Below are 21250 nucleotides of genomic sequence, written 5' to 3'. Positions count from 1 at the left end.
GAGGTTGTCGCTGTGTTGCTGCCCGCGGAGAAAGAACTGCGCTCGGTACTGGCCCGCTTCGCCGACGCCCGCTTCCGTCATGACCTCCAGCCCACCGGCCGCTCGAGCCGCGAACTTGAGGAGACTTCACGCACGTTGTGCCTCATGACCGGCACCCGGTCGGTGGACGAGGCCCTGGCCGCCGCCGACGACCTGCTGCGGAAGCTGCGAGCGGAACGCCGTGCGGTCACCCGGGCGACCCAGACCCTGGCCGCCTGACCCGGACGGACGTTCCGCGGTGGCGCAGCTTTCCGCGTGGCACAAATTCGTACTGAGGAGCATCACCTCGGCTCAGGTGGGGTCTGCCGTATGCCGGGCAGACGGAACAGGAACGCTGCGGCCGAAGGAGAAGAGACAGTGGTACGGAACTCATCGATGAGGGCTGTGGGATGGGCGCGTTCGCTGCCCGTCAGCAGCGGAGTGAAGGCGGCCAGGGACTGGACGCGTGCGCATCTGGCCACGCTCGGCTGGGACCGGACGGCACCGGATCTGGTGGACTCGGTCGTGCTGGCCGTCTCCGAGCTGGTCACCAACGCCCACGTCCACACCCACAGCACGGCGAGCCTCATTCTCGCCTGGGACGAGGAGTGCCTGCACGTGACCGTGCACGACGCGTCGGCCCGGCTGCCCGAGCAGCGCCCGGCGAACGACGGCGCCCTCGGGGGACGCGGACTGCTCCTGGTCGGCGCGCTCGCCGACGACTGGCAGGTCTACCGCTGTCCCCGCGGCAAGGACGTCACCGCCTGCTTCCAGCCGCCCACGGCTCCCCGGTCGGCGTGAGCGGCCGTGCCCCGTCCGGCCGCGGCCCTTCGTCGTCGCCCTCGCGCAGGCGTACCGGCCCTCGGCCGCGCCATCCTGCCGGGTGAGTGGGCGATGCCGATGCGGGCACAGCGCGTTATGAGGGCACAGGGATGACGTCCCTGCCCAGCTTCTGCGAGAGAGGTGTCCTGGCCATGGCCGACGAGGCCCTGCTGTTCGTTCTCCCCGAGCGTCATCCACGTCTGGGCGCGGCTCTGTCCGCGGTGGGCGAGTTGGAGTGCTCCCAGAGCCCCGCGGTGCTGGGCTGGCTCTCCGCTCACGGAATCCCCGGTTCTTCCGAGCGCGTCCGGATCCTCCCGGCGACGGCGGAGGTCCTCATCCCCGAGGACGCGGAGCGGCTGCCGGTTCCCCTCGGCGAGGAGGAGACCCTGCGGGTCGAGCACGCGTGCGCGCCGCGCTCCGTGACGGACATGGAGTCCGAGCTGCTCAGCTTCCGGGACACCACCCAGGACTGGCAGTCGCTGGTCCACCGCGCCCTGACCGCCGGCATTCCCGCGCCGCGCATCGCGCAGCTCACCGGCCTGGATCCGCAGGACATCGTCCAGGCCGCCGGCGACTGACCCGCCCCCCTCGCCGAACGGGACGCCGGCCTCACCGAACCGGACGCCTGCCCCGCGGAACGGGACGCCCGCCCCGCGGAACGGGACGACGGGCCCGTGGAATGGGACGACGGCCCCACCGGGCGTGGCCGGTCATCCGGGGTCCGGGCAACCGAACAGGCCGGCGTGCCCGGGCGGCAGCTGGGTGAGCAGACGACGCAGCAGCGCGCCGTCCGCGATCTCGGCGAGGGTGGGCAGCACGGCGTCGACCTCGCGCCTGGCCTCGGCGAGGTCTTCGTTGCTGCGGTCGGCCACGGCCTCGACGAACGACGCGGGGGTCAGTGGTTCGCTGGCCGGCACGCTCGCGGTCAGCAGTGATCCGCACCCGCCGGGCAGCAGGGCGGCCAGGTCCGTGCGGTCGTCACCCACCAGGTGGGCGCCGAGGACCTCCAGCACGTTCTGTACGGCTCTGGCTCCCTGTTGCGTCCTGTCGTAGCCCGCACGTTCGGTGACCTGCGTGAGAAAGCGGTCCAGACTCCAGTCCATGGTGGCTCCTGTCGTGGATCTTCGCTCCGCGGCGGTCCGAAGCACCCCGCCGCCGGCTCTTCGCGGTGCGGATGCGGGCGTCATGCGGGGGTGGCGGCGTGCACCATGCGGTGCACATTGGCGACGCTGCCGCATCGTGCCGTCAGCAGGTCGGTCTCGGTCCTGGTGAAGCCGGCGCCGAGTTCCTCCCGGCAGCGCCGACTGAGGCTGCCGCGCAGCCGGTTGACGAGGGTGCGCTCCTCCTCGTCCGTGTGGCGGGCGGTGACCTGGGCCAACTGCTGAAGCCGCCAGTCCCATTCGGCCGAGCCGATCTCCCGTACCTGGAGGAGCGCGAAGAGGACCTTGACGGCTTCCTGGTGGGCGGTCTCGATGCGCTCGACGGTGTCGGCGTCCTCGAAGGAGATGAGGACGGAGTGCACCGAGGCCCTCTCGGCCTCACCGTGCGCGATCAACAGGTGCGCGAAGTCGTGCAGCGCCGTCCGGCGGTCGGCCTCGGTGTTGCGCATCAGGCGGAGCAGGTCTTCCATCTTCCGGTGATCCCTCAGGATCATCTCGACGACATCCTCGGTCGGTGTCATGTGATGCGCCTCCTTCGCTGGAGTGGCTTTCACCTCCCGCTACCCCAACCCTTGCCGGGAATTCCCCAGTTTGCCCCATTTGCCCAGGCTTCCCAGGTCAAACAGCCCCAGCGGCGGCCGACTTCCGGCAGCCGCCGCCGAGGTGACTGCGGCCCCTCGCACGGTCGGCGCGCCATCCACGCGTTCGGCTCTCGACCTCGACGCGGCCCGTGGCCGGACAGGGGCACCCGGCCAACTTCGAACAGGAACCGGCGGGGCCGAGGCGGACCCACTTGTCCGAAATGTCGATGTGCATGTTGAACTTGACGCCGTCGATCTTCACGAGCAGGTTTCCCTGCACCCTCCGCTTGGCCATGGCGCCGCCGACACGGGGGCGCCCGCTGCGACGAATGTGGTGCGGACCCCGGCCGGCAGCGCGGGTGCCGGCACCTACCATGAGCCACTACCGGCGAGTAACCTTGCTTGCGTCGAGGAGAGGTACCCCTATGGCCCGCACATTCACGGTGAGCGACAGCATCGTCATCGACGTCCCGCCCGATGCCGCCTACCTGGCCGTGAGCCGCCCCGCCGACATGGGCCGCTGGAGCCCCGAGAACCTCGGCACGACGGGTGACACGGGGGACGCGCCCGCCGCGTTGGGCACGACGTTCATCGGGCGCAACCAGCGCGGAAGGTTCCGCTGGGTCACCCTGTGCACGGTCACGGCAGCCGACCCCGGCCGCCGCTTCGCGTTCCGGGTCCACGCCATCGGTATCGGACGCCCGCGACTGCACGGCCCGATCGCCAGTTGGGAGTACCGCTTCGAGCCCGCGGGCGAAGGCACACGTGTCACCGAGACCTGGACCGACGACCGCCGCGCCTGGCCCGCGTTCATAGCCGGCGCCTTCGACCGGATCGCCACCGCAGGCAGCACCTTCTCCGCCTTCCAGGCCCGCAACATCCGCACCACGCTGCGCAACCTGAAGCGGGAGCTGGAGACCCGGGGCGAGTGAGACCGGATGTGAGCGCGACCGTGCGGCGCTGAGACCCCGGGCGCCCGCAGTGCTTCGGCGATGTCCGATGTCGTTTTCTGCATGTTGGATGACATTGCCGACGCGCGTCCCTGGCCATAGCGTCATAGGCGCAGGTCACCGGACCGCTGCGCTCCTTCCCCAACTCCCCCCTCACAGGTGGTACTCCATGCCCAGGTCGATGCCGCGTCAGCTCGACGCGTTAGACGACACGCCGGCGAAGCTCGCCGACCCGACCCTGATCGACGATGCCGTCGCAGGAGGGTCCCGGCCGATGAAGCCGCTGCGTTCAGCCGTCGCGCTGTGCGCCGCCGCCCTGCTCGCGGCCACCGTCGCCGGGTGCGGCGGAAGTTCCGAGGCCGCCTCCGCCGAGGGCGTGGCAACGGCTCCCGCCGCTCGGGCGAACGTCGCCGAGGACACGAAGACGCTGAGGCAACTGAACGGCCTCGACGAGACTCCGGCCGAGCTGTCCGACGCGACGCTCATCCTCGTCGACTACCAGAACACCTACACCGACGGCGTGATGGAACTGGACGGGTGGCGGCCCGCGGTCGACAACGCCGAGGCTCTGCTGAAGCGCGCCCGCAAGGCGGGCACCCCGGTCATCCACATCGTCGACAAGGGCTACGACCTGAAGTCGAAGGCCGGTCGGATCATCCCGGCACTCAAGCCCGCCAAGGGGGAGCCGGTCGTGGTCAAGAGCGTTCCCGACGCCTTCCACGACACCGATCTCGCCGCGAGGGTCGAGAAGACCGGGAACAAGAAGGTGATCGTCGCCGGGTTCATGACCAACATGTGTGTCCTGTTCACCACACAGGGCGCCTTCCTCAACGGTTACCAGCCGACCGTGGTCGCCGACGCCTCGGCCACCCGGCCGCTGCCGCTGAAGGGCGATCCGAGCGGCATCCCCGCGAAGCAGGTCCACGAAGCCGCACTCGCCACGGTCCAGGACCTCTACGGGGTCGTGGTGCCGTCGCAGAAGTCCCTGACCTGAGAACCGGCGTACGACACGCAGCGCGGCCGGGGCGCCTGGCGCGGCCGGGGCGGCTGGCGCGGCCGGGGCGGCTGGCGCGGCCGGGGCGCCTGGCGCGGCCGGGGCGCCTGGCGCGGCCGGGGCGCCTGGCGCGGCCGGGGCGCCTGGCGCGGCCGGGGCGCCTGGCGCGGCCGAGGCGGCTGGCGCGGCTGGCGCGGCCCGGCCGGCCGGCGGCCGGCGAACATGTGGGACAGCACCCCGCGGTCAGCTCTTCCCCACGCTGCTCCCCCCTGGGCTTCCCCCACACCGCCCCCACCCGAACTCCCCCACCCCTGTCCCCCCACCTGAACTCCCCCACGTCTGTCCCCCCACCCCGAACTCCCCCCACTTCTTTCCCCCCACCCCGCAGAGACCGATCACTCACCATGGAAAGACGGGGCATGGCAACTCGTAGAGGATTTCTGGGTACCGTTTCGGCAGCAGGGGCAGCCACCTTCCTCACACAGACACAAGCGGCCACCAGCGCGTCGGCCGCACCGACCGCACCAGCCGCACCGGCGGCGACCGACGAGAAGGCGGCACGGGACGCGATACGCAACGTCAATGCCGGCATGCGCACCAACTACGCGTCCTTGAAGTCCGAGCTGGTCACCCAGCTCAGCCCGGTCATCGTCGTCCAGAACAACGCCGTCGGCGGACGCTTCACACTGATCGACAAGGGGGTCCGGGTCGAGACGGTCGACCCGGTTCCGGAGTACTTCGAACTGGCCAAGTCCATCGCCCACATTCCCCTGGGCATCTACTCGGTGATCGCCGCCTACCTCGGCGACCAGGTGCCCAACATCCCCAACGCGGAGCGCATCGACCCGCACGACCTGGACATGGTCGCGTTCAAGACCCCGGGCGACAAGGGCTGGATCACTCCGCTGAACACCTACCGGACCACGCTGAGTTCGGCGCTCACCAAGCTGCCCACCGCGAACCTCCCGGACGACCTGTACACCTCCTGCAACAAGATCCTCACCGAGGCCGTCAAGTTCATCGACACCATCGTCAAGGCGCAGTCGTTCGACATGGTGGCGTACAACCGGTTCGCCGCGGGCGTCTACCCGTCCATCCGCGTCAACATGACCTTCGCGGCCACCGCGCAGATCACCGGTATCGAGGCTCTGATGAAGCGGTGGCGCACGCTCATCGGTGAGCAGGCGTGGAGCAACCTGTACGTCACGGTGCTGTCGATCTGGACGACGTCCGAACTGAACCAGGCGTCCATCATCATCCGCCGCACCATGAACCAGGCGAAGGTGGCCACCCACCTGATCGACCTGCCCACCGTGGAGACCCCCTCGGACCCGATCGCCGTGGCCCTGGACAACCTGGCGCGCATCGTCCAGGACAACGTCGCCGCCGAAATGGTCTTCAACGCCGACCTCGTGGTCGCCGATGCCCTCAAGGGCAAGGAAGACCTGCTGTCGGACGAGATCCTGAAGCAGATCGGCGGTACGGCGCCCGCCGCCAAGACCGCCGCCTTCGGCCCGGCGGCGGCCGGGGCCTGCCCGATCACCGGGCGCACCGCGGCGGTGTAGTCGACCAACCGTCCTGCGATCACCGGACGCCCCCTGGCCCTTTCCCGGGTCAGGGGGCGCGCCGGCCGGCCGAGGGCAAGCCGAGGCCGAGAGCCCGGCTACGCGTCGGGCTCCTCGTCGCAGGAGGCCTTACGGTGTCTGTAGCGGTGGTTGAGAAGCAGGGCGGAGCAGACGACGACGCAGGCCAGGCCCGCGTACAGCAGGGGCGGGGCCCAGAACCACACCGCCTCGGTGCTGCGGCCGCTGGTCCAGTGGCAGGTGACGGACGGAGGGAAGCCGTCCACGCTTACCGATGCCAGGCTGAAGTCCCGCCCGGCATCCATGTACACGCCGTCGCCGGTCGCCTCCCCGCACACGTCGAGCGGTTTCGTGAAGGCGAGCCCGTAGAGGGTCCCGGCCCCATAGGCGGCGATCACCGCTCCGCTCCCGATCACGGCCCAGCGGGCCGGCCGCGAGGGCCTCCTCCTGGCCACCCACAACCCGTACGGGAACGTCCCGACGACGAAGAGGAGGAGTGTGATCGCGGGCGGGCCGAAGTACGTGAACACAGACACGCGTCGACGCTACTTCGTGCGGAGGGTGGTCGCTGCTCGGCCCCGGGGCCCGGAGGCGTCGGCCGGTTGAGCCCGCGCTGCGGTGGAGACGGATGAGGCCGGGGCCCCGTGCGGTCAGTGCCGTGGCCGCCCGCCCTGACGCAGTGCGGCGGCGACCAGGCCTTCGAGTGCCTCGCGGGGTACTTCGCCGCCGCTCACCAACCGGTCGAAGACCAGACCGTCGATACAGGTCAGCAGGATGTGGGTGCGGTTCTCGACGTCCGTCACGCCGTGCGCGGCGAGAAACTCCCGGACGGCCTCGCGGCCGGCGTTCTCACGGGGCACGAGGATCTCGCGCAACTCGGGGTCGCGCACGCTCTCGACGGCACAGGCGTAGCGGGCGAGCGAGCGGCGGCGGCCCTCGCCGGTGAGTCGCCGTCGGGTGAGCAGTGACATGCCGTCCACCAGTTCCGCGACGGTACGCAGGGGTGGCAGCTCTTCGGTCATCGTGTGCAGTTCCGCCTGGTCGAGTTGGACCAGCCGCGTGACGAGTGCGGTGAGCAGCGCGGCTCGGGTGCGGAAGTAGGCCGATGTGGTGCCGGGCGGCATGGCCGCTCTGCGGTCCACCGCGCGGTGGGTCAGGCCGCGGATCCCGTCGTCGGCGAGTACGTCGAGAGCCGCGTCCGCGAGGAGGGTGCGCCGATCCGAAGCCATGACTCCTTTCTACACCTGTAGAGACGAGGATAGGCTCATCTTCTACAGATGTAGAAGGATGGGAGCTTCGGCATGGGCGACACGGCAGTGGTGGTCGGCGGGGGCATCGGCGGGCTGGCCGCCGCGATCGGCCTGCGCCGCATCGGATGGGACGTGACGGTCGTCGAGCGCGCCTGTCTGCCCGAGGACGCGGGGGCGGGTATCTCATTGGCCGCCAACGGCCTGCGGGCACTGGACGAACTCGGCGTCGGCCAGGTGGTACGGGGTGCCTCGCGAGGCCAGTACAGCGGTGGCACCCGCACGCCGCGGGGCGGCTGGCTGGCCCGGATGGACGGGACCGCGCTGGAGGCGGCGGTGGGCACGCCGATCATGGGCATTCCCCGCTCCACCCTGCACCGACTGCTTCGCGACGCCCTGCCCGCCGAGGCACTGCTGATCGGCACCGAGGCGGGCCCGGTCGAGCAGATCGCCCCCGGGACGGTTCAAGTCGGCTGCGGTGGCACGGTCCTGGAGGCCGATCTGGTGGTGGCGGCCGACGGTGTCGGCAGCAAGGTCCGCGGCCGTCTGTTTCCGGCCCACCCCGGCCCGGTCTACAGCGGCTCGACGGTGCTGCGCGCCGTCACCGAGCGGGCCGTCGACCCGGGCACCGACTTCGAACTGACCTGGGGCCACGGGGCCGAGTTCGGGCACATCGCGTTCCTCGACGGCCGGGCCGAGTGGCACGCCGTCCTCACCCTCCCCGCCCGCACGCGGTTCGCCGACCCGCTGGCCGAACTGCGCCGGCGGTTCCATGCCTGGCACGACCCGGTCCCGGCCCTGCTCGACGCGACACGGCCGGAGGCCGTGCTGCACCACGACGTCAACGAACTCCGCACGCCGCTGCCCTCCTACGCGGTGGGCCGGATCGCGCTGCTCGGTGACGCGGCACACGCGATGACCCCCAACCTCGGACAGGGCGCCTGCCAGGCGCTGGAGGACGCGGTCACCCTGGCCGCCGCGCTCGGGACCGAGCCCACCGTCGAGGCGGCGCTCGCCCGCTACGACGCCGAGCGCCGGCCGCGCAGCCAGGCCGTCGCGCGGGCGGCCCGGCAGGCCGGACGGATGGGTCAGCAGCTCTCCCACCCGCTGGCCGTCGCCCTGCGGAACACGGCGATGCGGCTGACACCCTCCCGCGCCGCGACCCGCATGATCCTCCGGCACCACGTCTGGGTTCCACCACAGCTGACCTGAGCCGCCTCGCGCCCCGCCGACTCCCGGTCGCCCGCCGTCGTTCCTGTCCGTGCCACGGGCCACACGTGCGTCACATCGCCCCCATCGGGAAGCGGTACGGGAGTTCGCCGTGCCGTGCGCGGGCCCGGCACGCACGGCAGGGACCGCGGTCAGTGCCGCGGCGATGACGGACCGGACAGGACGGTACGCGCGGCGCTGCGGTAGGTGGAGATACCGAGGGCCAGCAGCCAGTAGCTGAGGATCGCGCCCATCAGTGCCGTGGTGCCCCAGCCGTTGGCCGCGTAGAAGTGCGCGGGGGTGTTGCCGAAGAACAGGGACGGCACGAACGCCAGGTTGACCGCGGCCAGGACGTAGGCCGACCGGCCGGTCCAGCGCGGCAGCAGCCGGGTGCGGGAGACGATGTGGCCGACGGCGGCCAGGAAGAACGCCAGCATGAGGCGCGAGATCGACCCGTAGAGGATGTAGGTGCCACTGACCGTGATGGTGGGGTCGACCGGCCGGTCGGCGGCGATGACCGCGCCCGCTTCCAGGCCGCTGGAGACGACACCCTCCCCGGGAGCCGTCCTCTCGCACGACGTGGGGCCCGGCCGTCCCAGGCCGGGCCCCACGTCAACCTCCGTCACCAGCAGCGCACCTCGCGCGCGGGGACCGCGTCTACCAGCGGTACCAGCGCCCTCGGCGGCCCGCGCCGTCCGCGGACCGGACGACGAAGCCCAGCAGCCACACGGCCAGCACGATCACCGCGATCCACCACAGCGCCTTCAGCGCGAAGCCCGCACCGAACAGGACCAGAGCCAGAAGAAGAACCAGAAGCAGGGGAACCATCGTTATCAACCTCCTGGCCACCGGATGCCCTTATCCCGCCCCTACAAGCACACAAAATACGGGTTACTTCCACGAGGTGCAGGGCATGCGTGTCACGCACGATTCCCGCTCTCCGGCATCTGATGCACCGCGGTCATGCAGCGTCGATCACTCAACGCATTGCTCTACCCCTGGGTTTACCGGTGCCGTGAAGGGTCATGCGCACAGCCGACACCTCATACCGGAGACCGAGGAAGGTGAGCAGCATGAGCGCCAGCGAGAAGGCCCGGGCCAAGGCCGAGCAGGCCGTCGGCAAGGCCGCCCAGGCAGCCGGACACGCCACGGGCAACGAGAAGCTGATCGCCAAGGGCCGCGCGGCCGAGGCCGCGGGCAACGCACGCGAGGCCAAGGAGTCGCTCAAGGACAACGGCCGGCACTGACCGGCTCATGGAGCACCCGCGTGTGAGGGGCGGCCCGGGACACCGGGCACGCCCCTCACGCCTGTGTCCGAGTGAGCTGCCGTCTCGGCCGGTTCGGCACCATGTCGGCCCGCACGCCTGCCGAGAGCGCCCTGTCGTCTCGGTCAGTCCGACTGACACGGGGCCTACCGCCGAGCGACCCGGAACCGGGGCCGGCCGGGGGCCCCTCGATCACTCAGAGCGGGGAAGCGACCGCTCCCCGGAGGGACTTGGCGCGCGGCAGCGCCCCTGAGCCTGCGGCTGCGGCCGTGGCTGCGGCCGTGGCTGCGGCTGCGGCTGCGGCTGCGGCTGCGGCTGCGGCTGCGGAACGGCAGGTCACCGCGGCCCGCCGGTCGCCCGCCGGTCGGGGGGTCACCGGCCGGCGGAGGCCAGCAGGCGGTGGATCTTGTCGAGCATGGGGTCCGGGATGAAGCCGGTCCGCGCGCACCACTCGGCGAGTTCCTTCGCCACCCGCTGTTCGTCGCCCGGTTCCACGGTGAACGTGAGGATGCCGCCGTGGTCGTGGCCGTCGATGATCAGGTCGTGGCAGGTGACGAGGTCGACAAGGGTGCGGAGTTCGGCGAGCAGCGCGGGGGTGGGGTTCGCGGTGAGGCACTCGATGGCGAACCGGTCGGCCGGAGCGCTGGTCCTGGTCGGCCAGGTGCCGTCCAGGATGTCGAGCAGTGCGGTGAAGGTGTTGAGTCCGCCGGCGGCGATGGACAGGGTGGTGGCGCCGCCGATGCGGGGGTTGATCTCCAGAACGTGGTAGACGCCGTCGGCGTGGATCATGTCGACGTTGGCGGATCCTTCGACTCCGAGTTCCGTGCACAGGTCCACCAGGCGCCGCGCGGTGGGCGCGAAGTCGTCGTCCGGGGCGGGGCGGGCATAGCGCAGGTCGTCGAAGGTGAAGGCGGGAGGGCCGCCCGCGGTGCCGGTGCGGATGAGGGGCATGACGGTGTAGTGGCCGCCGGCCCCGACGATGTCGACCGAGCAGAGCCGTCCGCCGAGGCACTTCTCCAGGACGGCGTGGGCCGCGGGGCGTGCCGCCAGGTAGCGGTCGAGGGCGGCCGGGTCCGGGATGAACTCGATGCCCATGCTGGTGGAGTCCCACAGCGGCTTGGCCATCAGGGGGAACCCGATGTCCCGGGCGGCGAGGCGGACGGCGTCCGGGTAGGCAGGGACGGACAGCGCCCGGTCGTTGAGGAGGTCGCTGTCGACGAGGACGGCGGGCGGGGTGGTGATGCCGTGCGCCTCCAACACCCGCTTGGTCTCCCATTTGTCGCACAGGACGCGGGTGGCGGCGAGCGGTGTCATGACGGTTCTGATGCCGAGGGCTTCGAGTCTGGTCTTGACGACGGCGTCGCGCAGGGCGTTCTCGTCGGGCAGGGAGATCGACACGGCCGCGTCGGCACCCCAGGCGCGCACCCGCTCGACGAACTCGTCCGGCGTCGCGGCCGGGTCGAGCCGTTCGCTGGTCCCGGGGAAGAGTTCCGGGCCGCAGTCGCCGCCGTGGGTGTGGAAGAGCCGGGCCTCGGCGCCGAGACGCGCCAGCACGGGGGCGATGCCGTGGATGTACGGGTCGGCGCGCTGGATGTCGGCGGACCGGAGGAAGGCGATTCGCTGCATGTCAGCTCACTTCTACGCGGGTGCGGGCGAGTGCGCGGGCGGCGCCGGCGTTACCTGTGCGGGCGTGGGGGCGGTGAACACCGCGCCGTGGATCTTGTCACGCAGAGTCGCGGGGTAGCTCTCGTAGACGTCCTCGTGGGTGGCGACGAAGACGCGTGCGTCGAGTGCGGAGTGGCGTCCAGCACGTAGGAGCCCGAGTTCGCGAGCGCTTCGATCAGCAGGATCCTCTTCACGTCGCGCAGTAGACCGTACCGGCCGGGCCGGTGCCATCGACGTAACAACCAGAGTGGGACGGCGATTTCAGGGCAACGCTTGTAGCAAGGTCCAGCGGCCGCGCGAGCCATGGGTCCTGGGGTCTCGACTTTGCGGAAGCGACCTCTCCGGGTGGGGTTCGGAGCATCCCACAGGAGCAACGGCCCTCTGGGGCGGGGGGTTCGTGGATACCGCGCCTGGGACCCGGCCGCTGATCGCGGTTTGACTCGCGGTGACCCAATCGGCACGCATGTGCGAGAGGGAGGGCTCGCCCGGCTCGCCGAGCGGTTCCCACTGATCGGGCTCTCCAACGCGAGCCGGACTGCGCTGGACCGACCTGGCGGGCCGACTCGACCAGGCGCAGGGGCAGGCCGGGCCCATCCAGTAGCCGGCGCTCACTCGTCCTCGTCGGCCAGGCCGATGGCCTCCGGGAAACCGGTGGCGAACGATTTGAGGTCGGGGTCGGTCTCGTCGCGGGCCGCCTCCCGGAAGAGACGGATCAGCTCCCGCCTGTCCTCGTCGGGTGCCTGGTCCAGCCGCCTCAGCAGGGTGCCCGTCGACGCTTCGGTGATCTCGACGGCGTCATCGTCGTCGACGGTGTCCTCGCCGGCCGACTCGATGCTGCCGAGCAGCGCCAGGTAGGCGGCCGTGAGAACGCGCGCCGGCGATTGCCGTGCGGGGAGGCAGAGTTCGTCGGGGAGTTCCAGCAGCGACCGGTCGGCCTTCCAGAAGCCCTTGTGCGCCATGTCCTGGCTGTGCATCGCCCCGGCGAGCCTGCGGAGAACGCGGTCGAGTTCCCGCCGGTCGTCGTCCGTCAGCCGGTGCCGACCGTCCTGCACGATCCGGATGCCGCGTCCCGCGATCCGGGCCGTGCCCTCCGCGCCGGCACCGGCCGGCTCAGCGGGATCGTCACCGCTCGGTCGGTAGGAGCGCAGGGCGGCGATGAGGCCGAGCACTCCCTCCGTGAGGATGTACTCGAGGTACCACTGCCTCGGCTGCCGGCCCGCGACATGGGTCCCCGAGGACAGGTCGTCGAGTTCGACCGCGTCACGGGTGCGGAAGCCGGCCAGCGTGAGCACGCTTCTGATCGTCTCGTCCATGAGCGAACCGACCCGCACATAGTGCTCGATCACCGGTTCCAGGAGCTGGGACCGGCCGGGCTCCATGCATCCCAGGGCGGCGTCGGTCAGGGAGTCGCCGGGGTTCCAGTCGACGTGGACGCCGCCTGCCGGACCGTCCAGCGTGTCGACGGAGACGCACGCGCCGGCTCGCCTGTCGGCCGGGGCGCCGGGGTGTACCACGTAGGCGGGGAGACCCGCGTGCCGCAGCTCTCCGCATACCGTCTCCGCCAGCGCGTGCCACTCGGCGATGACTTCTTCCGGAGCGTGCGGAACACCGCTCTCCGCGGCGTTCGCGCGGGTCCGGGTATCTATGTAGGTCAAGGGTCCTCCTGGCGAAGCCGTCGGCGGCGAGAGGGGATTCGGGCGCGGCTCGCGGTGCCGGGTTCAGGCGAGGTGCAGGGCGGTGTGCAGGGTGTCCGTCACCTGGATCCGCGCGGCCCGGGACGCGTCCGTGCGGCGGAGCATGTCGAAGAGGATGAAGGCGTGGATCGTTCCGTGGTAGCGGATCGACACGACGGGTACGTCCGCTTCCCGCAGCAGCGCGGCGTACGCCTCGCCCTCGTCGCGAAGCACGTCCGCCTCCGCGGTGAGGACGAGCGCGGGCGGCAGGCCCCGGAGGATGCGGGCGGGGGCGCGCAGCGGGGAGACGGTCTCGTCCGTCCGGGTCCGCGGGTCCGGGGCGTACCGCTGCCAGTAGTCCCGCATGGCGGCCCGGTTCAGGAAGTAGCCCTCGGCGAACTGGTGGTAGGAGGGCGTGTCCATCGCCGCGTCGGTCACGGGACACAGCAGCACCTGGTGCCGGAAGCCGGGACCACCGCGCTGCCGCGCCACCAGGGTGAGCGCGGCCGCCTGCTGGGCGCCCGCACTGGCCCCGACGACGGCCATCCTGTTTCCGTCCAGCCGGCATTCCCTGCCGTGCTCGGCGATCCAGCGCGCGACCGTGTACGCCCGCTCGACGGCCCCCGGGTGGCGGGCGTCGTCCGGCCCGTCGTACTCCGGGACGACGACGGCGGCGTCGGCGCCCAGGACGAGGTCGTTCACCAGGTTCTGGTGCGCGTACGCGTCGGTCAGCATCCAGCCCAGCCCGTGCAGGTACAGCACGACCGGCAGGGCCTCGTCGCTGCCGGCGGGGCGCAGTATCCGCACCCGGATCCGGTTGCCGCCGCTTCCCGGCAGCGCCAGCCACTCCTCCTCCACGTCGGGCTCGTCACGGCCGTCACCGGTCCACAGCGACGCCATCCGTTCCTTGGCGGTGGTCGTGTCCGGGCCCGTGTCCGAGGTGTCGGGCAGGGTGTACGTGTCGACGAAGGCACGGGTCAGCCGCTCCAGAACAGGCGCGGTCCAAGGAGCCGGTACGTCGTGTTGCACGAGAACTCCTGCGCGGGGAACGGATCGTCGGGCGAGCTGCTGACACCCCCCGCGGCCGGGACAGGCAGGCGCGGGGCGCCGGCGGCGGCTCCACCGGCACGGGTGACCAGACTAGGCCGAGGCGAGCGGGGTGCGGGAGGCGCGGGTGCACTGGTTCTTACCCCTGCCTGCACAGTTCGGACCGGTCGGACATCCCGGCCGGCGTCGTCCGGGGAGGAACGGCAGGCCCGCCGGCGGCCACTGGGCGACATACCGTCCGGCAGGAGGCCGCTGTGGTCCGGCAGTCACGAAGTCGTCTATGCCGCGCGGGACGGAACGGACACCGACGGGGTTGTAGCCGGGGGTGCGTTCGGCCCGCTCGTCGGCGAGCAGCCGCTCCCGGTCGGCGGCGTCGAGAGCGAGCCCGTCAGCGAGCGCGGCCACGGTCCGCCGTTGCGGTGCGGCACGACGTCCGCGTTCCAGATCGCCGATGCCGCGCACGCTGACACCGGAGGCTTCCGCCAGGGCCTCGATCGTCAACGACTTCGCCAGCCGCAGTTCCCGCAGCAGCGCGCCGAACGCCGCCCCTTGTGCGGACACACCCGCCCCCTCCACCCACAACTGTTGAACCTTCTAGTATCTGGGCCGCCGACGCCCCATACCCGGAACCCCGCACCCGGCTCCCGGCTCCCGGCTCCCGGCCCCGCAGAAGCACGCCCCGGCCGCCCCGGCTCACCCGAACGACGCAACGAGCACATCCCGGCCGTCCCGGCCGTCCCGGCTCACCCGAACGACGTAACGACCCTGAGGTGAGGGCGGATCGCTCGTGACGTACGGGGACCCGGCGGGACCCGGTTCCCGCAGGCGGAACCGGGTCGTCGCCGGTAGTGCCTGTTCTGCGAGAGCTGCCGCGGTACCTCATAGTGAACGAGGTGACCTTTCCCAGGGACGAGGTCGCACCGCACGGCTCTCGTACCAGGTCGGCCGGCACGAACCGGGTCTGAACGGCAGCGTCTTCGACCCGGCGGGTGATGGGCGGCCCGGCGCCGGTGCCGTCGCCCCGTCGACCCCGACTTCCGCGGCTGCCCGAAACAACGCCGGCCCAGGCCTGCGCCGCAACGACGCCGCGGCGCACAAAGGAGGCTGTATGTCGCTCCACGACCCGGCAGTGCCCGACTGCCCCTTCGACTTCGCCGACGCGCTGGAGTTCGACCCCTCGCTGGCCTCGCTGGCGGGGCGCGGCCCGGTCAGCCGGATCCGGCTGCCCTACGGCGAGGCCGAGGCGTGGCTGGTGACCAGCTTCGCCGGAGTGCGTCAGGTGACGTGCGACCCGCGGTTCAGCCGTGCGGCGATCGTCGGCCGGGACTATCCGAGGATGACGCCCGAGCCCATCGTGTCACCGGAGTCGATCAACGTGACGGACCCGCCGCACGCCACCCGGCTGCGGCACGTGGCGGCCCAGGCGTTCACCCGGGAGCGGGTGGCAGGCATGCGGCCGGCGGTGGACAAGGTGGTGACCGGGCTGCTCACGGCGATGGCCGAGGCGGGGCCGCCCGCGGACCTGGTGACCCACCTGTCGGTGCCGCTCCCCCACCTGACGATCTGCGAGCTGCTCGCCGTCCCGGAGACGGACCGCGACCATCTGCGCACGCTCACCATGCGGCTCCTTGCCACCTCGCCCGACGCCCGGCAGGACGCGGCCGACGCCAAGGCCGAACTGCGGGCCTACTTCGCGAAGCAGGTCCCGGACCGGCGCGCCACACCGGGCGACGACCTGCTCAGCGCGCTGGCCACCGCCCCCGTACCGGAGGGCGAGGAACCCCTGAGCGACGACGAGTTGGCGGTCCTGGCCGTGACGCTCATCCTCAGCGGCAACGACACGGCGACCTGCCAGATCAGCAACATCGCCTATCTGCTGCTGACCCGGCCCGAGGACCGTGCCGCGCTGGCGCGCGACCTCGGCCGGCTCCCCGGCGCGCTGGAGGAACTGCTGCGGTTCATCCCGTTCCGCAAGGGCGTGGGCATCCCGCGGATCGCGCTGGAGGACGCGGAGATCGAGGGAACCGCCATCAGCGCCGGTGACTACGTGCACGTCTCCTACCTGGCGGCCAACCGCGACCCGGCCGTCTTCACCGACCCGCACACGCTCGACCTCGAACGGCCGGTGCACCCGCACATGACGTTCGGCTGGGGCGGGCACCACTGCCTCGCCGCCCCGCTCGCGCGGGCGGAGCTGGACAGCGCGGTCACCGGCCTGCTGACCCGCTTCCCCGACCTTCGCCTCGCCGTCGCCCCCGAGGAAGTCGAGTGGGACACCGGGACGATCCGCCGCTTCCCGCTGCGCCTGCCGGTCGTCTGGTGAGTCCGTACGACACGGAGCGGCGGGTCGCCGGCCCTCCCTCGGACAGCGCTCGGGGGTAGTGCTCCGAGCGCTGTCCGACCGGACCGGTGCCGTCCACGCCTCGCAGGGGCACGGCCCGGCTCCCTCCGGTACGGGCGGTCCCTGTGCCGCCACCGGTTGCCGGGGCGCGGAGTTTCTCCGTCCGTTCGGCGCCCTTCCCGCCCGGCCTTGGCACCCGCCCCAGAGAGCAGCGGTACCGGCAGGGGCCGGTGGTCGCGGTGCTCGGCCGCAGCGACCGCGTCCGCAGCCCGACGGCCACGAAGGACCGGCCGCCTCCGGTGTGACCCACGCCACCGGCCGTGGGTGTCACACGGCGTCGGGCACCGGCATCTCGTGGGTGTGGCAGGGTCGGGAGCGAACAGGCGGGAGCACGGTATGAGCGAGCGCGAGACGGATGTGGCCGAATCGCCCGGGAAGCGCGCGGACTCCGCCACCGAGGCGTTCGTCGCCCATCGCAGCCTGCTGTTCACGGTGGCCTACGAGATGCTCGGTTCGGCCGCCGACGCCGAGGACGTGCTCCAGGAGACCTGGCTGCGGTGGGCGGACGTCGACCAGCAGGCGGTGCGCAACCAGCGGGCGTACCTGGTCCGGATCACCACGCGCCAGGCGCTGGCCCGGCTCCGTACGCTCGCCCGGCGCAGGGAGTCCTACGTCGGTCCCTGGCTGCCGGAGCCGCTGCTGACCGCGCCCGACGTGGCCGAGGACGTCGAGCTGGCCGACAGCGTCTCGATGGCGATGATGCTGGTGCTGGAGACGCTCGCGCCGACCGAACGGGCGGTGTTCGTGCTGCGCGAGGTGTTCGGCCTGGAGTACCAGGAGATCGCCGAAGCCGTCGGCAAGAGCCAGGCCGCGGTCCGCCAGATCACCCACCGGGCACGTGCCCACGTCGCCGCCCGCCGGCCGCGTGGAGCCGTCTCCGCGGCCGAGACCCGTGCCGTGCTGGGGGCGTTCCAGCAGGCGGTCGAGACGGGCGACCTCCAGGGCCTGCTCGACCTCCTCGCGCCCGACGTCGTCTTCCTGGGCGACGGCGGCGGGGTCGCCCAGGCCGCCCTTGCGCCCCTCGTGGGTGCCGGGCAAGTGGCTCCTGTGGCCGCCGGGTTGAGCAGGTTCGGTCCGACGGCGCTGAGGCCGGCGCAGGTCAACGGGTACCCGGCGCTGGTCCTCCGGCTCGGCGGAAGGGTCGACACCGTCATCGCGGTGCACATCGCCGACGGCCGCATCACCGGGCTCTACGCCGTCCGCAACCCCGACAAGCTGTCCCGTATGGACCACGAGACCGCCCTACGCCGCTGAGCCACCCACCACCCGCCGACCACCCCTCACCGGCCCAGTTCCCCACCGGGCCCCGACCGGACCTACGCCCCACCGTGCCCACCATCGGCCCTGCCCCAGGCCTGTCCTCCGGCCGGCCCTGCACAAGCCGACACCGCTCCCGGGCCGGACTCGCGACCGCCGACGCCATCCCCCGCCGACCCTGCCCTCGGGCCCTGCCCTCGCCCCCCCGGCCCCCGCCGGCCCGGGGCACGGCACGGGCTCCGGGTCTTACGGAGTCGTGACGTGCGGGCGCGCCCTTCCGGTGCGCCGCCCCGGCGGACCTAGCGTGGGCGTATGCGAGTACTGGTCACCGGCGGTGCCGGGTTCATCGGCTCCCACGTCGTCGAGGCGCTGACGGCGCGCGGACACGAGGCGGTCGTATTCGACGTGCGCGCGGATCCGGCCGCCGACGTCCGCGATCCCGCGGCCGTCGCGCGGGCCGTGGCCGGCGTGGACGCCGTCTGCCATCAGGCCGCGATGGTCGGCCTCGGGGTGGGGTTCGGGGACGCGGCCGAGTACGTCTCCCGCAACGACCTGGGGACCGCCGTCCTCCTCGCCGGCATGGCCGAGGCGGGCGTACGGCACCTAGTACTGGCCGGGTCGATGGTCGTGTACGGGGAGGGGCGGTACGCGTGTCCGCGCGACGGGGTCGTACGGCCGGGGCCGCGGGCGGTCGCCGATCTGGAGGCGGGGCGGTTCGAGCCGAGGTGTCCGGTGTGCGGCACCGCGCTCTCGCCCGCGCTGGTCGGCGAGGACGCGCCGGCCGATCCGCGCAACGTGTACGCCACGACCAAGCTCGCCCAGGAGCACCTGGCCGCGGCCTGGGCCCGGTCGACGGGCGGCTCCGCCGTCTCGCTGCGCTACCACAACGTGTACGGGCCCCGGATGCCGCGTGACACCCCCTACGCCGGCGTCGCCTCCTTCTTCCGGTCCGCGCTCGCCCGGGGCGAGGCGCCCCGCGTGTTCGAGGACGGGCGGCAGCGCCGGGACTTCGTGCATGTGCGGGACGTGGCGGCGGCCAACGTCGTGGCGCTGGAGGCGCGGTCCGCGCCGGGCGCGCTCACCGCGTACAACACCGGCAGCGGGGAGCCGCACACCGTCGGGGAGATGGCCCGTGCGCTGGCCGACGCCCACGGCGGGCCCGCGCCCGTCGTCACCGCGGAGTACCGGCTGGGGGACGTACGGCACATCACGGCCGACTCCTCGCGGCTGCGGGCCGAACTGGGCTGGAAGCCGGAGGTCGGGTTCGCGGAGGGAATGCGCGAGTTCGCCTCCCACGACTGACCGGGCTGCCGGGTTGCGGCGCCGCGGGCAGCGTGACCGGCTGCCCCTGCCGCTGCCCATCAGCCCTGCCCATCCGCTGCCCCGCCCTACCCGCCGGCCCGCCGGCCCGCCGGCCCGCCGGCCCACCGGCACCGAGCCACCGAGCCACCGAGCCACCGAGCCACCGAGCCACCGACCGGGCTACGGTGCCGCGGGCAGCGTCACCTCGAAACGGCAGCCGCCCGGGATGTTGTGCACGGTGGCCCGGCCCCGGTGGGCCTCGACGATGCCCCGCACGATGGCCAGGCCCAGGCCCGCGCCGGCCGGAGGGGTGCGGGCGTCGGTGCCGCGCCAGCCGGTGTCGAAGACGCGCGGCAGGTCCTCCTCGGGGATGCCGCCGCAGCCGTCCGTCACGGACAGGACGACACCGTCGGCCGACGGCTCGGCGGCCACGGCGACGGTGCCGTCGGCGGGTGTCCGGCGGATAGCGTTGACCAGCAGGTTGCCCAGCACACGGCTCATCTCCTTGGCGTCGACCTCGACCGGTACCGGCGCCACCCGGTCGCCGACCAGCCGCACGCCGTGGGCGTGGGCGAGGGGGCCGGCTCCGGCGAGGGCGTCCCCGACGAGGTCGTAGAGGGAGATCCGGGACGGGACCAGGGGGAGGGTGCCGGCGTGGATGCGGGAGAGTTCGAAGAGGTCGCCGACCATGCCGTCGAGGCGCTCCACCTCGGTGCGGATCTGCTTCAGATAGCGGTCGGGATCGTCGGCGACGCCGTCCTCCAGGGCCTCGGCCATGGCGCGCAGACCGGCGAGCGGGGTGCGCAGGTCGTGGGAGATCCAGGCGACGAGTTCCCGGCGTGAGGTCTCCAGCAGGCGCTCCCGTTCCCGGGATTCGGCGAGTCTGGCACTGGTGGCCGCCAACTCGCGGCTCACCTCGGCCAGTTCCGCGGTGGCCGGGGCCTCGGGCGCGGCGAAGTCGCCGCCGTCGCCGAACGAGCGGGCCGCCATGGCGAGTTCGCGGCTGCGGGCGACGACCCAGCGGCCCAGTATCAGCGCGGTCGCCAGAGAGACCACGGCCGCCATGGCGACGACCGTCGTCACCACCGTCAGGTCGTGCGGGGACAGGAACATCGCCCATGCGACCGCGAGGGTGCCCGTGAGCACGCCGCCGACGCCGACCGCGGCGACCACCGCGAGGGACACGGTGAGCGAGCGGCGCCGCAGGAGCCGCAGCGCGGCCGCTCCCGTCAGGCCCGTGACGGCGGCACCGGCGAAGGCGTACAGGGCGATGAGCAGGGTGTCGCGCACGTCAGCCCGTCCCTTCGAGGCCGCTCGGGTCGAAGCGGTAGCCCACGCCCCACACGGTCTGGATCAGTCGCGGCCGCGCCGGGTCGTGCTCGATCTTGCCGCGCAGCCGGCGGACGTGGACCGTCACGGTGGAGAGGTCGCCGAAGTCCCAGCCCCACACCTCGCGCATCAGGTCCTCCCGGCTGTACGCCTTGCCCGGGTGCCCGAGGAAGAAGGCGAGGAGGTCGAACTCCCGCAGGGTGAGGGCGAGTTCGGTGCCGTCCCGGGTGGCGCGGCGGGCGCCGGGGTCGACGGCCAGTCCGGCCGCGGTCAGCGGGCGGGCGTCCGCGGCGGGAAGCGTGCGGCGCAGCACCGAGCGCACCCGCAGGACCAGCTCGCGGGGGCTGAACGGCTTGGTCACGTAGTCGTCGGCGCCGACCTCCAGGCCCAGGATGCGGTCGTCCTCGTCGCCTCGGGCGGTGAGCATGACCACGGGAACGGGGGCCGTGGCGCGCAGCCGCCGGCAGACCTCCAGGCCGTCCATGCCGGGCAGCATCAGGTCGAGCACCACCAGGTCCGGCCGGCCGGCGGCGGCGCGGGCCAGCGCGCTGGGGCCGTCGTCGGCCCGGTCGACGGTGTAGCCGGCGCGGCCGAGGTATCCGGCGACGATCTCGGCGACGGTCGCGTCGTCGTCGACGACCAGGATCCTGGCGGCCCCGGGAGCGGGCGGGACGGCGGGTTCCGCGGTGTCGGGCGCGGTCGCGCCGGTGGCTCTGCCCGGCGTGGGCACGTGCGGCTGCTGCATGC

The 21250-nt window shown here is 72.4% G+C and carries 22 protein-coding genes and 1 pseudogene; 11 read left to right on the top strand and 12 right to left on the bottom strand.

Features of this window, described 5'->3' with window-relative positions; genetic code table 11:
* Positions 1-12 precede the first annotated feature (12 nt).
* The 3 genes from JK361_RS04665 to JK361_RS04655 all read left to right on the top strand — a co-directional run bounded on the left by JK361_RS04665 (position 13) and on the right by JK361_RS04655 (position 1418).
* Positions 13-258 (top strand): DUF5133 domain-containing protein, encoded by a 246-nt coding sequence (locus tag JK361_RS04665; RefSeq protein WP_201814367.1) that lies wholly within the window; start codon positions 13-15, stop codon positions 256-258.
* A 156-nt stretch (positions 259-414) separates the two neighbouring features.
* Positions 415-819, top strand: coding sequence for an ATP-binding protein (locus JK361_RS04660; protein WP_236052491.1), 405 nt, complete (start codon positions 415-417; stop codon positions 817-819).
* Positions 820-950: 131 nt separating this feature from the next.
* Complete coding sequence (locus JK361_RS04655) at positions 951-1418, top strand: DUF6003 family protein (protein WP_236052490.1); 468 nt, start codon at positions 951-953, stop codon at positions 1416-1418.
* 132 nt (positions 1419-1550) lie between these two features.
* Here JK361_RS04655 and JK361_RS04650 read toward each other — a convergent pair whose 3' ends face one another.
* Together JK361_RS04650 and JK361_RS04645 are read right to left on the bottom strand one after the other, a co-directional pair.
* Positions 1551-1943, bottom strand: coding sequence for a DUF2267 domain-containing protein (locus tag JK361_RS04650; protein ID WP_201814365.1), 393 nt, complete (start codon positions 1941-1943; stop codon positions 1551-1553).
* A gap of 80 nt (positions 1944-2023) precedes the next feature.
* The gene (locus JK361_RS04645; protein ID WP_201814364.1) at positions 2024-2521 is read right to left on the bottom strand and encodes a hemerythrin domain-containing protein; all 498 of its coding nucleotides are present in this window, start codon (positions 2519-2521) and stop codon (positions 2024-2026) included.
* Positions 2522-3006: 485 nt separating this feature from the next.
* Here JK361_RS04645 and JK361_RS04640 point away from each other — a divergent pair, with 485 nt between their 5' ends.
* The 3 genes from JK361_RS04640 to JK361_RS04625 all read left to right on the top strand — a co-directional run bounded on the left by JK361_RS04640 (position 3007) and on the right by JK361_RS04625 (position 6090).
* On the top strand, positions 3007-3513 hold the full coding sequence (locus JK361_RS04640; RefSeq protein ID WP_201814363.1) for an SRPBCC family protein: 507 nt from the start codon (positions 3007-3009) through the stop codon (positions 3511-3513).
* A gap of 292 nt (positions 3514-3805) precedes the next feature.
* On the top strand, positions 3806-4525 hold the full coding sequence (locus JK361_RS04635; RefSeq protein WP_201814971.1) for a cysteine hydrolase family protein: 720 nt from the start codon (positions 3806-3808) through the stop codon (positions 4523-4525).
* A gap of 419 nt (positions 4526-4944) precedes the next feature.
* Positions 4945-6090 (top strand): hypothetical protein, encoded by a 1146-nt coding sequence (locus JK361_RS04625; protein WP_236052489.1) that lies wholly within the window; start codon positions 4945-4947, stop codon positions 6088-6090.
* A gap of 98 nt (positions 6091-6188) precedes the next feature.
* Here JK361_RS04625 and JK361_RS04620 read toward each other — a convergent pair whose 3' ends face one another.
* Together JK361_RS04620 and JK361_RS04615 are read right to left on the bottom strand one after the other, a co-directional pair.
* Entirely contained in the window at positions 6189-6644 is a 456-nt protein-coding gene (locus JK361_RS04620; protein ID WP_201814362.1) for a hypothetical protein, read from the bottom strand.
* A 114-nt stretch (positions 6645-6758) separates the two neighbouring features.
* Positions 6759-7337, bottom strand: a complete 579-nt coding sequence (locus JK361_RS04615; protein ID WP_201814361.1) for a TetR/AcrR family transcriptional regulator — start codon at positions 7335-7337, stop codon at positions 6759-6761.
* A gap of 72 nt (positions 7338-7409) precedes the next feature.
* On the opposite strand from JK361_RS04615, the gene JK361_RS04610 reads away from it, so the two are divergent.
* On the top strand, positions 7410-8567 hold the full coding sequence (locus JK361_RS04610; protein WP_201814360.1) for an FAD-dependent monooxygenase: 1158 nt from the start codon (positions 7410-7412) through the stop codon (positions 8565-8567).
* 149 nt (positions 8568-8716) lie between these two features.
* Here JK361_RS04610 and JK361_RS04605 read toward each other — a convergent pair.
* Together JK361_RS04605 and JK361_RS04600 are read right to left on the bottom strand one after the other, a co-directional pair.
* Positions 8717-9112: pseudogene (locus JK361_RS04605) on the bottom strand (hypothetical protein); the annotation flags it as partial.
* 109 nt (positions 9113-9221) lie between these two features.
* A complete protein-coding gene (locus JK361_RS04600) occupies positions 9222-9392 on the bottom strand; it encodes a hydrophobic protein (protein WP_184974837.1) in 171 nt (56 codons plus the stop codon).
* A 245-nt stretch (positions 9393-9637) separates the two neighbouring features.
* Between JK361_RS04600 and JK361_RS04595 the strand changes: the two genes are divergently transcribed.
* Entirely contained in the window at positions 9638-9811 is a 174-nt protein-coding gene (locus JK361_RS04595) for a CsbD family protein (protein ID WP_201814359.1), read from the top strand.
* A 390-nt stretch (positions 9812-10201) separates the two neighbouring features.
* Here the strand turns inward: JK361_RS04595 and JK361_RS04590 are convergent, their stop codons facing one another.
* The 4 genes from JK361_RS04590 to JK361_RS42580 form a co-directional block, all read right to left on the bottom strand.
* A complete protein-coding gene (locus JK361_RS04590) occupies positions 10202-11455 on the bottom strand; it encodes an ATP-grasp domain-containing protein (protein ID WP_201814358.1) in 1254 nt (417 codons plus the stop codon).
* A 647-nt stretch (positions 11456-12102) separates the two neighbouring features.
* On the bottom strand, positions 12103-13149 hold the full coding sequence (locus JK361_RS04585) for a hypothetical protein (RefSeq protein WP_201814357.1): 1047 nt from the start codon (positions 13147-13149) through the stop codon (positions 12103-12105).
* A 63-nt stretch (positions 13150-13212) separates the two neighbouring features.
* Complete coding sequence (locus tag JK361_RS04580; RefSeq protein WP_201814356.1) at positions 13213-14196, bottom strand: alpha/beta hydrolase; 984 nt, start codon at positions 14194-14196, stop codon at positions 13213-13215.
* Positions 14197-14307: 111 nt separating this feature from the next.
* The gene (locus tag JK361_RS42580; RefSeq protein ID WP_372448682.1) at positions 14308-14775 is read right to left on the bottom strand and encodes a helix-turn-helix domain-containing protein; all 468 of its coding nucleotides are present in this window, start codon (positions 14773-14775) and stop codon (positions 14308-14310) included.
* A 547-nt stretch (positions 14776-15322) separates the two neighbouring features.
* Between JK361_RS42580 and JK361_RS04570 the strand changes: the two genes are divergently transcribed.
* From JK361_RS04570 to JK361_RS04560, 3 genes are all read left to right on the top strand, one after another.
* On the top strand, positions 15323-16537 hold the full coding sequence (locus JK361_RS04570) for a cytochrome P450 (RefSeq protein WP_201814355.1): 1215 nt from the start codon (positions 15323-15325) through the stop codon (positions 16535-16537).
* Between the two features lie 414 nt (positions 16538-16951).
* The gene (locus tag JK361_RS04565; protein WP_201814354.1) at positions 16952-17869 is read left to right on the top strand and encodes an RNA polymerase sigma-70 factor; all 918 of its coding nucleotides are present in this window, start codon (positions 16952-16954) and stop codon (positions 17867-17869) included.
* Between the two features lie 315 nt (positions 17870-18184).
* Positions 18185-19174, top strand: coding sequence for an NAD-dependent epimerase/dehydratase family protein (locus tag JK361_RS04560; protein WP_201814353.1), 990 nt, complete (start codon positions 18185-18187; stop codon positions 19172-19174).
* Between the two features lie 180 nt (positions 19175-19354).
* Here JK361_RS04560 and JK361_RS04555 read toward each other — a convergent pair whose 3' ends face one another.
* Positions 19355-20464, bottom strand: a complete 1110-nt coding sequence (locus JK361_RS04555; RefSeq protein WP_201814352.1) for a sensor histidine kinase — start codon at positions 20462-20464, stop codon at positions 19355-19357.
* A gap of 1 nt (position 20465) precedes the next feature.
* On the bottom strand, positions 20466-21248 hold the full coding sequence (locus JK361_RS04550; RefSeq protein WP_201814351.1) for a response regulator transcription factor: 783 nt from the start codon (positions 21246-21248) through the stop codon (positions 20466-20468).
* Positions 21249-21250 lie beyond the last annotated feature (2 nt).

The organism is Streptomyces musisoli, from assembly GCF_016741855.1.
Taxonomy (GTDB): domain Bacteria; phylum Actinomycetota; class Actinomycetes; order Streptomycetales; family Streptomycetaceae; genus Streptomyces; species Streptomyces musisoli.
Note: the sequence above shows the minus strand (reverse complement) of the source record. Positions and strands in the feature narration are given on the sequence as shown.

Excerpts from the sequence above, each read along its gene's own strand:
- JK361_RS04560 (WP_201814353.1), top strand. The coding sequence starts at position 18,185 with ATGCGAGTACTGGTCACCGGCGGTGCCGGGTTCATCGGCTCCCACGTC.
- JK361_RS04565 (WP_201814354.1), top strand. The coding sequence starts at position 16,952 with ATGAGCGAGCGCGAGACGGATGTGGCCGAATCGCCCGGGAAGCGCGCG.
- JK361_RS04655 (WP_236052490.1), top strand. The coding sequence starts at position 951 with ATGACGTCCCTGCCCAGCTTCTGCGAGAGAGGTGTCCTGGCCATGGCC.
- JK361_RS04600 (WP_184974837.1), bottom strand. The coding sequence starts at position 9,392 with ATGGTTCCCCTGCTTCTGGTTCTTCTTCTGGCTCTGGTCCTGTTCGGT.
- JK361_RS04550 (WP_201814351.1), bottom strand. The coding sequence starts at position 21,248 with ATGCAGCAGCCGCACGTGCCCACGCCGGGCAGAGCCACCGGCGCGACC.
- JK361_RS04570 (WP_201814355.1), top strand. The coding sequence starts at position 15,323 with ATGTCGCTCCACGACCCGGCAGTGCCCGACTGCCCCTTCGACTTCGCC.
- JK361_RS04650 (WP_201814365.1), bottom strand. The coding sequence starts at position 1,943 with ATGGACTGGAGTCTGGACCGCTTTCTCACGCAGGTCACCGAACGTGCG.
- JK361_RS04590 (WP_201814358.1), bottom strand. The coding sequence starts at position 11,455 with ATGCAGCGAATCGCCTTCCTCCGGTCCGCCGACATCCAGCGCGCCGAC.
- JK361_RS04615 (WP_201814361.1), bottom strand. The coding sequence starts at position 7,337 with ATGGCTTCGGATCGGCGCACCCTCCTCGCGGACGCGGCTCTCGACGTA.
- JK361_RS04645 (WP_201814364.1), bottom strand. The coding sequence starts at position 2,521 with ATGACACCGACCGAGGATGTCGTCGAGATGATCCTGAGGGATCACCGG.
- JK361_RS04640 (WP_201814363.1), top strand. The coding sequence starts at position 3,007 with ATGGCCCGCACATTCACGGTGAGCGACAGCATCGTCATCGACGTCCCG.
- JK361_RS04595 (WP_201814359.1), top strand. The coding sequence starts at position 9,638 with ATGAGCGCCAGCGAGAAGGCCCGGGCCAAGGCCGAGCAGGCCGTCGGC.
- JK361_RS04660 (WP_236052491.1), top strand. The coding sequence starts at position 415 with ATGAGGGCTGTGGGATGGGCGCGTTCGCTGCCCGTCAGCAGCGGAGTG.
- JK361_RS04625 (WP_236052489.1), top strand. The coding sequence starts at position 4,945 with ATGGCAACTCGTAGAGGATTTCTGGGTACCGTTTCGGCAGCAGGGGCA.
- JK361_RS04610 (WP_201814360.1), top strand. The coding sequence starts at position 7,410 with ATGGGCGACACGGCAGTGGTGGTCGGCGGGGGCATCGGCGGGCTGGCC.
- JK361_RS04635 (WP_201814971.1), top strand. The coding sequence starts at position 3,806 with ATGAAGCCGCTGCGTTCAGCCGTCGCGCTGTGCGCCGCCGCCCTGCTC.